This is a genomic window from Arthrobacter sp. B1I2 (assembly GCF_030816485.1).
Classification (GTDB): Bacteria; Actinomycetota; Actinomycetes; order Actinomycetales; family Micrococcaceae; genus Arthrobacter.
The window spans coordinates 2183729-2199615 of sequence record NZ_JAUSYC010000001.1 but is presented as its reverse complement, the minus strand read 5'-3'; the positions used below and the strand labels follow the sequence as shown (position 1 = coordinate 2199615).

The window sequence follows — 15887 nt, the reverse complement described above, 5'->3', positions numbered from 1 at the left end:
AATGACTGCCGTTTCCACAACCCAGTCAGGTGCGCCGGTTACATCCGACGCACACTCGAAGTCAGTTGGTGCCGATGGTGCCATCATCCTGACCGACCACTACCTCATTGAAAAGCTCGCCCAGTTCAACCGCGAGCGGGTTCCGGAGCGCGTAGTGCACGCCAAGGGCGGCGGTGCATTCGGCACGTTCAAGACCACCGAGGACATCTCCAAGTACACCAAGGCCGCGTTCCTGCAGCCCGGCGTCGAGACCGAAATGCTGATCCGCTTCTCCTCGGTGGCGGGCGAGAACGGCTCCCCGGACACCTGGCGCGACCCCCGCGGTTTCGCCGTGAAGTTCTACACCACCGAGGGCAACTACGACCTCGTGGGCAACAACACCCCGGTGTTCTTCATCCGCGACGGCATCAAGTTCCCGGACTTCATCCACTCACAGAAGCGCCTGCCGGGAACCCACCTGCGCGACGCCGACATGCAGTGGGACTTCTGGACCCTGTCCCCCGAGTCCGCGCACCAGGTCACCTGGCTGATGGGCGACCGCGGCCTGCCCGCCTCCTGGCGTGAAATGCAGGGCTACGGCTCGCACACCTACCAGTGGATCAACGCCGAGGGCGAGCGCTTCTGGGTCAAGTACCACTTCAAGTCCAACCAGGGCGTGAACTCCATGAGCTCCGAGCAGGCCGAGCAGCTCGCCGGCTCCGACGCGGACTTCTACATCCGCGACCTGTCCGAGAACATCGCGGCCGGCAACTTCCCGTCCTGGGACCTGCACGTCCAGGTCATGCCTTACGAGGACGCCAAAACCTACCGCTTCAACCCGTTCGACCTGACCAAGGTCTGGCCGCACGCTGACTACCCGCTGATCAAGGTGGGCACCATGGAGCTGAACCGGAACCCGGAGAACTACTTCGGGCAGATCGAGCAGGCCACCTTCGCGCCGTCGAACTTCGTTCCGGGCATTGCCGCCTCGCCGGACAAGATGCTGCAGGCCCGCATCTTCTCCTACGCCGACGCACACCGCTACCGCGTTGGCACCAACCACGCCCAGATCCCGGTGAACCAGCCCAAGAACCAGGTCAACAACTACAGCCAGGACGGCCAGGGACGCTACCTGTTCAACGCCCCCTCGGTTCCGGTCTACGCACCGAACTCGGTGGGCGGTCCGGCTGCAGTTGAGCCGCAGAACCCGGCCGGCGGCTGGGAGAACGACGGCGGGCTGACCCTTGCCGCGCACTCCCTCCACGCCGAGGACAGCGACTTCATCCAGGCCGGCACGCTGTACCGCGAGGTCTACGACGAAGCGGCGAAGGCCCGCTTCCTGGAGACCATCACCGGTGCCGTGGGCGGCGTGAAGAGCCCCGGCATCAAGGAACGTGCCATCCAGTACTGGACCAACGTTGACGCCGAACTGGGCGCCAAGCTGCGCGCCAACCTTGGCGTGGCGGCGCTTTCCGACGCAGAGGCAGCCAACAAGATCGGCTAATGCCTTCTTCCGCCTCCGCCCGGAGACACCCATAAAGAAACACCCCGCCCGTGCCTGCCACGGGCGGGGTGTTCTGCGTTATGCACATACACTTCGTTTCCCCTGTTCCACAACCCGCCGCCGCCCTAGGCTCCGGTCATGGACACATTTTCAGGCATTCCCCCGGAAGCCTTCAGGTTCTACGCGGAGCTGGAAGACAACAACAACCGCGAGTGGTGGCTCGGGCACAAGGACACCTACGATGCAGCGGTCAAGGAACCACTGACGCAACTCCTGGCCGAACTTGAACCGGAGTTCGGCCCGGCCAGGCTCTTCCGCCCCTATCGCGACATCCGTTTCGCGCAGGACAAGTCCCCCTACAAAACCGCGCAGGGCGCCTTCGCCACCCGTCAGGAAGGCGTGGGCTACTACCTGCAGGTCAGCGCGGACGGGCTGCTGGTGGGAGGCGGGTACCGCTCCCATACGCCGGCTCAGCTGGCCAGGTTCCGGTCGGCCGTCGACGCCTCGGCGAGCGGTGCCGCGCTACAGGAGATCGTGGATTCCATTGCCGCGGCGGGCTTCAGCTTTGACGGTGAAAAGCTCAAGACCGTTCCCCGCGGTTTCAACACGGACCACCCGCGCGGTGATCTCCTCAAGCACAAGACGCTGTCCGCCGGTATGGAACTGGGCACGCCGGACTGGGTGGCCTCGGCGGCAGCCCGGGACGCGGTTGCGGCAGCTGCGTCCGCTGGTTGAGTGGGTGGGCCGTTACGCGGCGCCCTGACATTACACTCCTGCACTGGCGGCTGCTTCGCGCATCTGTCCCGGAAACGGGTCTGCCCGCCCGGCACAGGCCGGACGGGCAGTTCAACAGCTGGAGCGGCGGGCCGTCAGGTCCGGCTCAGCTCGTCCTCGTCATCATGCTGGGTGGCTGCACTTGAACCGGCGGCAAGGGTGCCATTGACGGAGGCGCTGGCTTCAGCGAAGCGCTCATTGAGCCGCGAATGCCGCTGCCCGTAGGCAAAGTAGATCGCCAGGCCGATGACCAGCCAGAAGGCAAAGAAGATCCAGGTCTCCACGGCAAGGTTGGTCATCAGGTACAGGCAGAGCACTGCGGAGACGACCGGCAGCACCTTGCCGAACGGGACGCGGAAGGCGGGCTTCAGGTCCGGGCGCTTCCTGCGGAGCACCAGGATGCCCAGGCTGACCACCACGAACGCGGAAAGCGTGCCGATGTTGATCATTTCCTCGAGCAGGTCCACGTTGGTGAGGCCTGCCACCAGGGCAACCGCGGCGCCGCAGATGACCTGGAGGCGCACCGGCGTCGAACGTTTCTCGCTGGTCTTGGACAGCGACCGGGGCAGCAGGCCGTCGCGGCTCATGGCCAGGACCACGCGGGACAGGCCCATGAGGAGCACCATGATCACGGTGGTGAGTCCCACCAGGGAACCGAAGGCGATGACCTTGGCGGCGGACGTGTCACCCACTGCTTCGAAGGCGGTGGTGAGGGTAGGGCTCTTGGCTTCGGCCAGCTGGGTGTAGGACACCATGCCGGTCAGGGCCAGGGAAACGAGGATGTAGAGCAGCGTCACCAGGGCCAGGCCGCCAAAGATGCCGCGGGGCAGGGTCTTCTGCGGGTTCTTGACTTCCTCGGCGGAGGTGGCCACCACGTCGAAACCGATGAACGCGAAGAACACCAGGGCCGCACCGGCGAAGATGCCCATGGTGCCGTACTGGGCGGGGGCAGCACCGGTCAGGAAGCCGAAGAACGACTGCTTCAGGACATCCGCAGCGCCGGTGCCGGCCGTGGGCTCGGAGGCGGGAACGAAGGGGGTGTAGTTCTCGAACTTCACGTAGGTGAAGCCCACCACGATCACGAACAGGACCACGGCGATCTTGATCAGGGTGAAGATGTTGCCCACGCGGGCGGACAGCTTGGTGCCCAGCACCAGCAGCACGGTGAAGATGGCCACGATCAGGAAGGCGCCCCAGTAAAGGTCAACGCCGCCCAGCGAGATGGCCGGCGGAATGTCAAGGCCGGTGAGGGCAAACACCTTGCTGAGGTAGATGCCCCAGTACTTGGCGATCACGGCGGCGGCCGTGAACAGTTCCAGGATCAGGTTCCAGCCGATGATCCAGGCAAGGAGTTCGCCCATCGTCGCGTAGGTGAAAACATAGGCCGAGCCGGCCACGGGAATGGCGGTGGCGAACTCGGCGTAGCACATGATGGCCAGCGCGCAGGTGACTGCGGCGATCGCGAAGGAGGCGGTAACGGCGGGGCCCGCGAAGTTGGCAGCGGCCTTGGCGCCCACCGAGAAGATACCGGCGCCGACAGCAACGGCGACGCCCATGATCATGAGGTCCCAGGTGCTGAGGGAACGCTTAAGCTTGCGTCCGGGCTCATCGGCGTCGGCAATCGACTGCTCGATGGATTTTGTCCGCAGAAGATTCATAAGGGGTCACAATCCTGGTTTGCGAGGGAAACAGACCTATCAACGATAGTGTCCATCCACTGGACGGCCCCAATCGTCCCGAATAGTGAGACGGCCCGTACGCCGAATATTCTTCCGTTAACGCACCCGGGGCCCTCCGCATGGAGAGCCCCGGGTGGTTGTGGACCGAACTTCTCAGCCTGGCCAGTCCATCAGCGCAGACCGGATCAGGAAGCGCTTGCCTTCCGGCGCTTCCACCGAAAAGCCGCTCCCCCGGCCCGGCACAACGTCAACGGTCAGGTGGGTGTGGCTCCAGTAGTTGAACTGCTCCCGGGACATCCAGAACTCCAGCGGCAGCGGCTGCAGCCCGTCGGAGAGGTCGAACAGCCCCAGCAGGACGTCCGACTCCCCGGTAATGAATTCCCCTGCCGGGTAGCACATGGGAGAGGACCCGTCGCAGCAGCCGCCGGACTGGTGGAACATGAGCGGGCCATGCCGGTCCCACAGCATCCGCAGCAGGTCCACGGCGGCCGGCGCGAGCGCCACCCGGGAAAAGTCTTCCCCGGGGAGCGTCACGGCGGCATCGAGCCTGGTGGAAGCCATGGCCTAGAAGAAGCCCAGCTTGTTTTCGTCGTAGCTGACCAGCAGGTTCTTGGTCTGCTGGTAGTGGTCCAGCATCATGGCGTGGTTTTCACGGCCGATGCCGGATGACTTGTACCCGCCGAAGGCCGCACCCGCCGGGTAGGCGTGGTAGTTGTTGACCCAGACCCGGCCGGCCTGGATCTCCCTGCCTGCCCGGTAAGCCACGTTGCCGTTGCGCGACCAGACACCCGCGCCCAGCCCATAGAGGGTGTCGTTGGCGATACCCATGGCGTCGTTGTAGTCACTGAACTTCGTCACCGCCACCACAGGGCCGAAGATCTCCTCCTGGAAGATCCGCATCCGGTTGTGGCCCTCGAACACGGTGGGCTGGACGTAGAAGCCGCCGGCCAGGTCGCCCGGAAGTTCGGCGCGGGCACCGCCCGTGAGGATCTTGGCGCCCTCCTGCTTTCCGATGTCGATGTAGGACAGGATCTTCTCCAGCTGGTCGTTCGAGGCCTGCGCACCTACCTGGGTTTCGGTGTCCAGCGGGTTGCCCTGGATCATCTTTTCCACCCGGGCCACGGCGTCCGCCATGAAGGACTCGTAGATGTCCTCCTGGACGAGCGCCCGCGAGGGGCAGGTGCAGACTTCACCCTGGTTGAAGGCGAACAGCGCGAAGCCCTCCTGGGCCTTGTCGTAGAACGCGTCGTTCTCCTGGGCAACATCGTTGAAGAAGATGTTGGGGCTCTTGCCGCCCAGTTCCAGGGTGACGGGAATGAGGTTCTGGCTCGCGTACTGGCTGATCAGCCGGCCGGTGGTGGTCTCGCCGGTGAAGGCGATCTTCCGGATCCGGGAACTGGACGCCAGCGGCTTGCCAGCCTCCACGCCGAATCCGTTGACCACGTTCAGGACACCGGCAGGGAGCAGGTCCCCAATGAGTTCCATCAGGACCAGGATGGAGCTTGGCGTCTGTTCCGCCGGTTTGAGCACCACGGTGTTTCCGGCGGCGAGGGCGGGGGCGAGCTTCCAGACGGCCATCAGGATGGGGAAGTTCCAGGGGATGATCTGGCCCACCACGCCGAGCGGCTCATGGAAGTGGTACGCGGTGGTGTTGTCGTCCAGCTGGGAGAGGCTGCCCTCCTGGGCCCGGACGGCCGAGGCGAAGTAGCGGAAGTGGTCCGAGGCCAGCGGCAGGTCCGCGTTGAGGGTTTCGCGGACCGGCTTGCCGTTGTCCCAGGTTTCGGCAACGGCAAGCATCTCAAGGTTTTCGTCAATGCGGTCGGCAATCTTGTTCAGGATGGCCGCGCGCTCCGCCACGGAGGTCTTGCCCCAGGACGGTGCCGCCTTGTGCGCCGCGTCCAGGGCCAGTTCGATGTCCTCCGCCGTGCCGCGGGCCACCTCACAGAACGCCTTGCCCGTCACCGGGGTGATGTTCTCGAAGTACTGCCCCTTCACGGGGGCCACCCATTCGCCGCCGATCCAGTTTTCATACCGGTCCTTGAAGGTGACCTTCGACCCGTCGGTTCCCGGCTGTGCATAAACGGTCATGTGCTTAGCTCCTTTGCTGTGCAGTAGGCGGGCCACAAGGGCGCTCACCGTTGGAGACAGCGTAGGCGCGGGGAGGTTGCAGCAAGGTTGCGCCCCACCTGCCCCCCCTAACCTCGCAAGCTCGGCCAGGGAACCTGCAGGCGTGGACCCACCCTCACAACCCGAAAAACAATTCAGGCGCCCAGTTCTGCTTCCAGTCGTTCCAGGTCGGCCACGACGGCGGCCCGCTTGGGTGAGCGCGGCGGCAGGAGGCGGAGCGCGGCACGGCGGATTCCGACGTCGTCACTTGCCTCGGGAAGTGCGGCGTACTTAAGCAGGGACTCGGCACTTCCGTCCGTGAGGACCGCTTCCCGGAGCAGGGACGAGACCCTGTTCCTCAGCTCGACGATGCCCGGCGCTTCGGAACGCGGAAGCACCGCGCCCCGGTAAATCTCCAGGGCAATCCGGTGCGCACCGCGCTGCAGGCAACTGAGCACCTGGCCCGTATCCGGCACCAGATCCACCGGCAGCCGGTAGGGGCGCGAACCGGGAACAGCATCGGGGCTGAGCTGCTCGACGACTTTGCGCAGGCGGACCATCTCGGCCCGCAGCGTCATGGTGGACCCTTCGCCCGGATACAGCAGCGAACTGAGTTCCTCCGCAGTGAGCCCGTCCGGATGCATGCTGAGCAGGGCAAGGATCTCGCTGTGCCGGGCGGAGAGGGAAACAGTCCTGCCACCCAGGCTGAGCAGTGCCTGGTCCCGGCCCAGCAGCTGCAGGCTGTTCCGGTAGAGGCTGCCTTCCTTGGCACCCTGGTCCTGCCTGCCGGCGGCAGCCGGGGACCGTCGTCGTGCGGGCTTCCTGGCGAGTTCCGCCGCATGCTGCAGGCGCTCCACCCGCAGCTGCGCCTGGGCGGCAGCCACAGTTGCCTCCACCAGCGACAGCGTGTGCGGCGCCACCGCGGTGGCCGTACCCGTAATGTCCACGACGCCGAGAACGGCGCCGGAGTCGGGATCGTGGAAGGGGACGGCGGTGCAGCTCCAGGGGTGCACCGCGCGCTGGTAGTGCTCGGCGCCGGCGATCTGGATTCCCCTGCCCAGTGCAAGGGCGGTGCCCGGCGCGCTGGTGCCGACACTGGCCTCGGACCAGTCGGCGCCGGGAACGAACATCATGCCTTCGGCCCGGCGCTGGAGGGCGGGGTCCCCGTCGACCCACAGGAGCCTGCCCACCTCGTCCCCCACCGCCACCAGCAGCCCGCTGTCGTGGCTGGGCTGGACCAGGAGTTTGTCGATGACCGGCATGATCGCTGCCAGGGGGTGCTGCCGCCGGTAGTCCTCCAGCTCGTCCCAGTCGAAGGCCAGCGGTGCGGCCGCGTTGTCCGGATTGGCTTTGAAGCGTGCGGACCGTTGCCAGGACTCCTTGATGAGTTTGCGCAGGCCGGGCAGCTCGGCGGTGCCCCCGGAGGTGCCGCCCAAATGCTCATGCCCGGCCAGCGCCGCGCGCTGGAGCGGTTCAGGCTGGAGCAGGTTCGTCATCGAACTCCCGGGAATTGCACGCGTCTGGAGCGGCCAGTCTAGCCGGACCAGTTGCTCCAGCGCATCCACTTCGGCGTCGGCAGCCACAGTGGCTTGAGTTTTCGGACAGATACGGGGACTTTGGCGGCCCTCAACTCGCGGTATGTGTCCAAAAACTCCTCAGCCGCGGGAGATGCGGATCATGTCCTCGCGCGGCACCACTTTGATCCGTTCACGCACCACGTGGTCCAGGCCCTCAGGTCCGGTCCACGCGGCACCCAGGCCTGCCTCGTGGGCGTCAAGCTTGTTCCACCCTTCCCAGGTGGTGTATTCGATGCCGCGTTCCTCGAGCAGGTTGATGATGGCCTGGGGATCCGGGTTTTGAGCCGCCGGGAGGTTCGGCCGGTCCTCCAGCAGGAAGCCGATGGTTTCCAGGGCATCGCCCTTGGTGTGCCCGATCAGTCCCACCGGTCCGCGCTTAATCCAGCCCGTGGTGTAGATGCCCGGCACCGGGTTGCCCTCGGCGTCCAGGACACGGCCGCCTTCGTTGGGGATGACGCCGCGCTTGGCGTCATACTCCAGTTCATCCAGCGCCGAGCCGTGGTAGCCGATGGCGCGGTAAACGGCCTGGACGGGGTACTCGACGTACTCCCCCGTGCCCTTGGCGTTGCCGGTCCCGTCCAGCTGCATGCGCTCGAACTTGATGCCGCCCACCTTGCCCGTGCCGTCGTCGAGCACCTCAACGGGGCTGTGCAGGAAGTGCAGGTGCAGCCTGCGGGAAGAGGGGTTCTCTGACTCCGCATGCTCCTCCACCAGCCAGTTGGTGAGGGTGTTCACCATCGTCTTGACCTGGTTGTTGCTGCGGATGGCCTCGTCCGAGGCCTCGTCGAATTCAAAGTCCTCCGGGTACAGGACGATGTCGACGTCATCCATGTGGCTGAGCTCGCGCAGCTCCAGTGGCGTGAACTTCACCTGGGCCGGGCCGCGGCGGCCAAAAACGTGCACGTCCGTCACGGGCGAGGACTTCAGTCCCTGGTAGACGTTGTCCGGAATCTCGGTGCTCAGCAGCTCCTCCGGGTGCTTGACCAGCATGCGCGCCACGTCCAGGGCCACGTTCCCGTTGCCGATGACGGCGATTTCCTTGGCTTCGAGCGGCCACTCCCGGGGGACATCGGGGTGGCCGTCGTACCAGGACACGAAGTCGGCGCCGCCGAACGAGCCGTGCAGGTTGATCCCCGGAATGTCCAGGTCCGCGTCCTTGATGGCGCCGGTGGAAAAGATGACAGCGTCGTAGAAGGCCCGGAAATCGTGCAGCGTGAGGTCCCGGCCGTAGGTCACGTTGCCCAGGAACCGGATGTCCCCGCGGTCCAGGACCTTGTGCAGCGCGTTGACGATGCCCTTGATGCGGGGGTGGTCCGGGGCCACCCCGTAGCGGATCAGTCCGTAGGGCGCCGGATAAGCCTCAAAGAGGTCGATGCTGACCTGGAAGTCGCCGTCCTTGACCCCGCTGGACTTGGTGAGGATGTCCGCAGCATAGACTCCCGCCGGTCCTGCGCCGACGATGGCGACGCGGAGGGGACGGTTGGCGGCGGTTTCGCTGTGATTGGACACCGGGAGCCCTTCTGAACTGGTCCTGCTCATGTTTCATGAGGGTGCGCAGCATGGTGCCGCGCACAGTCCCCCATTCTAGTTGGCGGCCAGGGCCACCAGCTTGCCTTCGCGGTACAGGAGCGCCCGGAGCTCGGCCTCGGACGAGTCCAGGCGCTTCGGATCGATGGTTTCGCCGCCGTGGTAGTGGTCCAGGACGCGGGGATCCACGTAGCTCTTGCGGGCAATGGAGGGAGTGTTTCCCAGCGTCTCAGCGGCATCGTGCATGGCCCTGCTGATGGCCCGCTTCCGTTTGGCCGCCGTGCGCTGGGGACCGGTGCGCGCCAGGCTTGCCGCCGCCGCCACCGTTCCGCGGAGGGTGCGGAAGTCCTTGGCGGTGAAGTCCGACCCGGTGCGCTCCTTCACATAGGCGTTGATGTCTGCGCTCGTCACCGGCCGCCAGGTCCTGCCCTCCTTGTAGGCCAGGAGCCGGGCGTTGGGCCCGCGGCGCTTGAGCAGGCGGAGGAGGACGGCGAGATCGGGGTCGCGGATTTCCGATTCCCAGTCCTTGCCGCTCTTGGCCGGGAAGCGCAGCAGGATGCGGTCCTTGCGCACCTGGACGTGGGCGCAGAGCAGGGTGGCCAGGCCCCGGCTGCCATTCTCGTTGGTGTACCGTTCGGAGCCCACGCGCAAGGATCCGCTGTCCAGCATCCGGAACGCCCCCGCCAGGACCCGCTCGCGGGTGAAGCCCTCGCTGCGCAGGTCCATCGTGACCCGGCGGCGGGCTGCGGGCAGCGATTCGGCCAACTGGAGGGACCGGTCGAACTTCAACCGGTCCTTACGCTCGCGCCACTCCGGGTGGTAAATGTACTGGCGTCGGCCCACAGCGTCCACGCCGGTCGCCTGGATATGGCCGTTCTCGAACGGTGCAATCCAGACATCGGTCCATGCCGGCGGGATGCCGATGCTTTCCAGCCGGTCCCGGACGGGACCGGGCGGCAGCGTGGAGCCGTCCAGGTCCCGGTAACTGAAGCCCTTGCCGGCAGCCACCCTGCGGTAGCCGCGGCCCGAGGCGTTGCTGCGCCGGAGCCTCATCGGGCGGACTCCTTGATACGGCCACGTGTCATGAAAGCAAGCCTACTGATTATTTTCCGGATTTCCGCCCGCCTGCTGGAATACCCGCCCGGGGGATGCTGTTATTGACATCGTGCCCATGCCAGAAGGAACTCCCGCCGCCCCCGCAGCCACCTCTTCCGCGGGGTCACACTCCGCAGCCCCGGCGGCCCCGGGTCCCAAACCACTCGCCACGGATACGACGGCGGGAATGCTGTTCGGCATCGGCGCGTACGTCTTGTGGGGGCTGCTCCCGCTGTACTTCTTCATCCTGATGCCCGCCGGCGCCGTCGAAATCGTGGCCAACCGCGTGGTGTGGTCACTCCTGTTTTGCGCCCTCCTGATCACGGTGACCAGGGCCTGGGGCATGCTGGCGGCGGCCCTGAAGGACCGAAGGGTCTTTGGTTCCCTGGCGCTGGCGGCCTTCCTGATCGCCATCAACTGGCTCACCTACACCTACGGCGTGACCACAGGCCAGGCTGTGGAAACGTCCCTGGGCTATTTCATCAACCCGCTCGTCTCGGTTCTGCTGGGCGTGCTCGTCCTGAAGGAGAGGCTGCGGCCGCTTCAGTGGGCCGCCGTTGGCGTGGGCTTCGTGGCCGTGGGCGTCCTTACCTACTCCTACGGGAAGCTGCCCTGGATCGCCCTGACACTGGCGTTCAGCTTCGGGCTGTACGGCTTCGTGAAGAACCGGGTGGGATCGAGAGTGGACGCCATCACCAGCCTCAGTGTGGAGACCATGGTGCTGGCCCCGCTGGCGGCCGTGGCGATGGTGGTCCTGGCAGCAAGCGGCAGTTCCACGCTGACCTCCCAGGGTGCAGGCCACTTCTGGCTGCTGCTGGCCTCGGGCGTGATCACCGCCGTCCCGCTGCTCTTCTTCGGCGCCTCCGCGCGCCGGCTGCCCATGACCACCATCGGGCTGCTGCAGTACTTCGCTCCCATGCTGCAATTCCTGGTGGCGCTGCTGGTATTCCGGGAGGCCATGACCATGGCGCGCTGGATCGGGTTCGGAGTGGTGTGGCTGGCCCTGCTTCTGCTGACCCTGGACATGCTGCGGACAGCGCGCCGGAACTCGGTGGCCCGCAGGGCTGCGCTCCGCCAGGCCGCCTGACGCACCGACCAACAAAGAAGGCGGGCTCCCAACTGGGAGCCCGCCTTCTTTGCGTTGCCGGAGGGAGTCGTTCCGGTTAGGCGTGGGCCTTGATGGCGGCGGCGAGGACCTCGAGGCCGTCGTTCAGCAGCTCGTCGGTGATGACCAGCGGGGGCAGCAGGCGGATGACGTTGCCGTAGGTGCCGCAGGTGAGGATGATGACGCCTTCCTTCAGGCAGACGGCGGCAACGGCCTTGGTCAGTTCCGGGTTCGGTTCCTTGGAGCCGGCCTGGACAAGTTCGACGGCGAGCATGGCACCGCGGCCGCGGACGTCGCCGATCACGGCGGTACCGGCACCGGCGAGTTCGGCCTGCAGGTCACGCAGCCGGCCCAGCGCGAGTTCCTCGATGTGGCGGGCACGGCCGTTCAGGTCGTGCTCCTCCATGGATCCGATGGAGGCCAGCGCGGCGGCGCAGGCCACCGGGTTGCCGCCGTAGGTTCCGCCCAGGCCGCCCGGGTGCACGGCGTCCAGCAGATCGGCGCGGCCGGTGATGGCGGACAGCGGCATGCCGCCGGCGATGCCCTTGGCCATGGTGATGATGTCCGGCACAACACCTTCGTGGTTGACGGCGAACCATTCGCCGGTGCGGCAGAAGCCGGACTGGACCTCGTCCGCGATGAAGACGATGCCCTTCTCCTTGGCCCAGGCGGCCAGCTCGGGCAGGAAGCCTTCGGCCGGGACGATGAAGCCGCCCTCGCCCTGGATGGGCTCGATGATGATCGCGGCGACCTGGTCGCCGCCGATCTGCTTTTCGATCATGGTGATGGCACGCTTGGCGGCCTCGGCACCCGTGATGGAGGGGTTTTCCTCCCGGTACGGGTAGCTCATGGGCATCCGGTAGACCTCGGGCGCGAACGGGCCGAAGTTGGTCTTGTACGGCATGGCCTTGGCGGTCAGCGCCATGGTCAGGTTGGTGCGGCCGTGGTAGGCGTGATCAAAGGCGACGACGGCGTCCCGGCCGGTTGCCAGGCGGGCCACCTTGACGGCGTTCTCCACGGCTTCCGCGCCGGAGTTGAACAGGACGCTGCGCTTTTCGTGGTCGCCCGGGGTCAGGCGGTTCAGCTGCTCGGCGACCGCCACGTAGCCTTCGTAGGGGGTGACCATGAAGCAGGTGTGGGTGAAGTGCTCCACGGCTTCCTTGACGGCCCCGACGACGGCGGGATCGGACGCTCCCACGCTGGTCACGGCGATGCCCGAGCCCAGGTCGATGAAGGAGTTGCCGTCGACGTCATGGATGATGCCGCCATCGGCGTCTGCAACGTAGACCGGGACGCTGGAGGCGACGCCGGCAGCCACCACGGACTTGCGGCGTTCGGTCAGTGCCACGGACTTGGGGCCGGGGAAGTCGGCGTGGATGTTGCGCTTCTGCTCCAGGCGGAAGGTGATGTCTGATGCGGTGGTGGTCATGGTTCTTTCTTTCTACGATTCCAGGGTTTCGGCAGGCTCAACCAGCGGGGAAATGTCAGGCATCCAGCGCACTCATCACGTGCTTGATGCGCGTGTAGTCCTCCACGCCGTACATGGAGAGGTCCTTGCCGTAGCCGGACTGCTTGAATCCGCCGTGCGGCATTTCAGCGGTGAGCAGGATGTGGGTGTTGATCCAGACGGCGCCGAAGTCCAGGTCACGGCTCAGCCGCATGGCGGTGCCGTGGTTGGTGGTCCAGACGCTCGAAGCCAGGGCGTAGTCCACGTCGTTGGCCAGGGCCACGGCTTCTTCTTCGGTGCTGAACTTCTGCACCGTGATGACGGGGCCGAACGTTTCCTTCTGCACCACGTCGTCGGTCTGCTTCGCGCCGGTGATGATGGTGGGTTCGAAGAAGAAGCCCTTTTCCCCTGCGCGGTGGCCGCCGGTTTCGATCCGGCAGTTGGCCGGCAGGTTCTCCACCACGGAAGTGACGGCGTTGAAGTGGTTCACGTTGTTCAGCGGGCCGAAGTAGTTGTCTTCGTCGTTCTGCGAGCCGGTGTGCAGGGTCCTGGTGTGCTCCACCATGGCGGCCACGACGTCGTCGTGCACGGAGTCCTCCACCAGCACGCGGGTGATAGCGGTGCAGTCCTGGCCGGCGTTGAAGAAGGCGAACTCGGCGATGGCCGCGGCGCTCTTCTTGATGTCGGCGTCCTTGAACACGATTGCCGGGGCCTTGCCGCCCAGCTCCAGGTGGGCGCGCTTGAGGCCCTTGGCGGCACCGGAGGCAACAGCGATGCCGGCGCGGACCGAGCCGGTGATGGACACCAGGCCGGGGACCTTGTGCTCCACCATCATGGCGCCGGTCTCGCCGGTGCCGAGCACCACGTTCAGCACGCCGGCCGGGAAGATGTCGCCGGCAAGGCGGGCCAGGACCAGCGTGGATTCGGGGGTGGTGTCCGACGGCTTCAGGACCACTGTGTTGCCGGCGGCAAGCGCGGGACCGATCTTCCAGATAGCCATCAGGAACGGGTAGTTCCAGGGGGCCACCTGGGCCACCACCCCGATGGGTTCGCGGCGGACGTAGGAGGTGTGCCCCTCGAAGTACTCGCCGGCGGACTTGCCTTCCAGGATGCGGGCGGCCCCGGCGAAGAAGCGGAGCTGGTCGGCGCCGGCCGCCACTTCCTCCGAGGCGATCAGCGAGCGGACCTGGCCAGTGTTGCGGTGCTGGGCTTCGACGAGTTCGTCGCTGTTGGCCTCGATGGCGTCGGCGAGCTTGAGCAGCATCAGCTGCCGCTGGCCCGGGGTGACATGCTTCCAGGTCCTGAAGGCGTCCTTGGCTGCCGCCATGGCGGCATCGACGTCCGCCTGCACCGAGACGGGGGCCTGCGCCACCACTTCGCCGTTGGTGGGGTTGACCACGTCGAGCAGGGTGGTGCCGGCGGGGGTGACGAACTTCCCGTTGATGAAGTTCTGCAAGGTTTGGACCACGGTGTGCAACCTCTTTCGTAAGGGCCATCGGCGGCCGGGCGGAAACCAGGACGGATGGATGGAACTGCCTTGAGCCTATGCCAGCACCCAAGCGGGGTGAATAGCCACCTGCACACCCTTCTCAAAGAGGTTTAGTGCGGTTGCCCAGCTCACGTTTATCCTTGCTTCATGGCCATTTCCCTTGCTGCCCTGGTGGGCGTGTCCTCCCTGAAGCTGTCCAAGGCGGGCGTGGCCGAGACTACCTGGAACCAGGACATCAACTGGGTCGCCGTCACGGAACTGGAGGATCCGCAGCGGTTCCTCAACGGCGGGGAGCTGGTCCTCACCACCGGCCTGCGGCTGCGTTCCGCCCCTGAGCAGCGCCGTTTTGTCCGCCAGGCGCAGCGGGCCGGGGCCGTGGGCATCGGATTCGGCGTGGGCCTGTCCCATGAGGCGGTGCCGCCGGCACTCCTGGCGGAGGCCAACCGCTGGGGCCTGCCGGTGGTGGAAGTGCCGTACGAGACCCCGTTCATCGCCATCACCAAGCTGGTGGCCGATGCCCAGTCGGCGGACCACTACGCCAAGCTGGAACGGCTGATCGCCGGGCACCAGGTGCTGGCCCGGGCGCTGCTGACCGGCGGCGGGCTGGCCGAGCTGCTGAAGAACCTGGGCGGCATGCTGCGCACGGACATTGCCCTCACCCAGTTCACGGCGCAGCTGTACAACAGCAGCAAGGCCAGCCCCTCGGCGGACGCCTGGTCCAGTTACCCCGTGCCCACAGGGCGGCGCGATGCCTGCACGCTGTGGGTGCGCCAGCCGTTCGAGGACACGGGCATCATCGGTTATGCGCAGAACCTGATCAGCGTGGAGCTGAACAACATGGTCAAGCAGCGGCAGGCCCAGCGCGCCCTGTGCGGCCAGGTGCTGGAGGACGTGATCCACGGTGCGCTGGAGACCAGCGAGGCGCAGCGCCGCCTGGCCGGGGTGGGCGTGAACAGCACCCGCAAGAACGTGGTGCTGCTGGCCGTCTCGGCAGCCCACGGCAAGGCACTGGGAAGCACCTCCGTGCCGCAGGAACTGGAGAAGGCCGTTGCCGCCGTCGTGGGCAAGGACCTGGTGCTGGTGCTCAATGACGACGGCGGGACCGCGCCTGCACTGGCACGGAAGTTGAGCGACCACCTCGCCGAAGCCGGGATCCACGCCACGATCGGCATCGGAGGCGCGTACACCAAGCCGAACGGCCTCCGCTGGAGCTACTTCGAGGCGCGGGACGCCGCCGGCCACGGCCTGCCCGTCAACGAACCGGAGCGGCTCAGCCTGACCTCGCTGCTGCTGGCCAGCGAGGATGTGCCGCTGGCGGATATGGCGCATGAGTCACTGAACCCGCTGAGGTCCTTCGATGCCGCGCACGGCTCCGAGCTGATGGCCACGCTGGAGAGCTACCTGAACAACAACGGCTCGGTGGCCGCGGTGGCGGAAGAACTCACTCTGCACCGCAACACCGTGCGGTACCGGCTGGCCCAGATCACCGAACTGACCGGGTACGACCCCGCCGTGACCGCCGACCGGGTGCAGCTGTGGCTCGCCCTGGCCGTTGCCCGCCTGTCGGCGCGGCAGGGCAAGTAGGCGGAACTTCCGGCCGCCGGG

The 15887-nt window shown here is 66.4% G+C and carries 11 protein-coding genes and 1 pseudogene; 4 read left to right on the top strand and 8 right to left on the bottom strand.

From position 1 onward, the window contains the following. The first annotated feature begins 1 nt into the window (after nucleotide 1). Together QFZ57_RS10220 and QFZ57_RS10215 are read left to right on the top strand one after the other, a co-directional pair. Nucleotides 2–1483: a catalase gene (locus tag QFZ57_RS10220; RefSeq protein ID WP_306630324.1), complete on the top strand. Its 1482-nt coding sequence runs from the start codon at nucleotides 2–4 to the stop codon at nucleotides 1481–1483. A 138-nt stretch (nucleotides 1484–1621) separates the two neighbouring features. After that, a pseudogene (locus QFZ57_RS10215) lies at nucleotides 1622–2246 on the top strand (DUF2461 domain-containing protein). Nucleotides 2247–2352: 106 nt separating this feature from the next. Here QFZ57_RS10215 and QFZ57_RS10210 read toward each other — a convergent pair. The 6 genes from QFZ57_RS10210 to QFZ57_RS10185 all read right to left on the bottom strand — a co-directional run bounded on the left by QFZ57_RS10210 (nucleotide 2353) and on the right by QFZ57_RS10185 (nucleotide 10199). After that, on the bottom strand, nucleotides 2353–3915 hold the full coding sequence (locus tag QFZ57_RS10210; protein WP_306630322.1) for an amino acid permease: 1563 nt from the start codon (nucleotides 3913–3915) through the stop codon (nucleotides 2353–2355). Between the two features lie 174 nt (nucleotides 3916–4089). Then, nucleotides 4090–4497 carry a DUF779 domain-containing protein gene (locus tag QFZ57_RS10205; protein ID WP_306630321.1) on the bottom strand — a complete coding sequence of 136 codons (408 nt, stop codon included), beginning with the start codon at nucleotides 4495–4497 and terminating at the stop codon, nucleotides 4090–4092. A 3-nt stretch (nucleotides 4498–4500) separates the two neighbouring features. Further along, entirely contained in the window at nucleotides 4501–6024 is a 1524-nt protein-coding gene (gene exaC, locus QFZ57_RS10200) for an acetaldehyde dehydrogenase ExaC (protein WP_306899992.1), read from the bottom strand. Between the two features lie 173 nt (nucleotides 6025–6197). Further along, nucleotides 6198–7538 carry a helix-turn-helix domain-containing protein gene (locus QFZ57_RS10195; protein ID WP_306899990.1) on the bottom strand — a complete coding sequence of 447 codons (1341 nt, stop codon included), beginning with the start codon at nucleotides 7536–7538 and terminating at the stop codon, nucleotides 6198–6200. Between the two features lie 159 nt (nucleotides 7539–7697). Then, a complete protein-coding gene (locus QFZ57_RS10190) occupies nucleotides 7698–9158 on the bottom strand; it encodes an FAD-dependent oxidoreductase (RefSeq protein ID WP_373461229.1) in 1461 nt (486 codons plus the stop codon). 45 nt (nucleotides 9159–9203) lie between these two features. After that, on the bottom strand, nucleotides 9204–10199 hold the full coding sequence (locus QFZ57_RS10185; RefSeq protein ID WP_306630318.1) for a DNA topoisomerase IB: 996 nt from the start codon (nucleotides 10197–10199) through the stop codon (nucleotides 9204–9206). Nucleotides 10200–10317: 118 nt separating this feature from the next. On the opposite strand from QFZ57_RS10185, the gene rarD reads away from it, so the two are divergent. Next, nucleotides 10318–11328: an EamA family transporter RarD gene (rarD, locus tag QFZ57_RS10180; RefSeq protein WP_306899988.1), complete on the top strand. Its 1011-nt coding sequence runs from the start codon at nucleotides 10318–10320 to the stop codon at nucleotides 11326–11328. A 76-nt stretch (nucleotides 11329–11404) separates the two neighbouring features. Here the strand turns inward: rarD and gabT are convergent, their stop codons facing one another. Then, complete coding sequence (gene gabT / locus QFZ57_RS10175; RefSeq protein WP_306899987.1) at nucleotides 11405–12775, bottom strand: 4-aminobutyrate--2-oxoglutarate transaminase; 1371 nt, start codon at nucleotides 12773–12775, stop codon at nucleotides 11405–11407. Between the two features lie 55 nt (nucleotides 12776–12830). Next, nucleotides 12831–14261, bottom strand: a complete 1431-nt coding sequence (locus QFZ57_RS10170) for an aminobutyraldehyde dehydrogenase (protein WP_306630315.1) — start codon at nucleotides 14259–14261, stop codon at nucleotides 12831–12833. A 168-nt stretch (nucleotides 14262–14429) separates the two neighbouring features. Between QFZ57_RS10170 and QFZ57_RS10165 the strand changes: the two genes are divergently transcribed. Continuing rightward, complete coding sequence (locus QFZ57_RS10165) at nucleotides 14430–15866, top strand: PucR family transcriptional regulator (RefSeq protein WP_306899984.1); 1437 nt, start codon at nucleotides 14430–14432, stop codon at nucleotides 15864–15866. Nucleotides 15867–15887 lie beyond the last annotated feature (21 nt).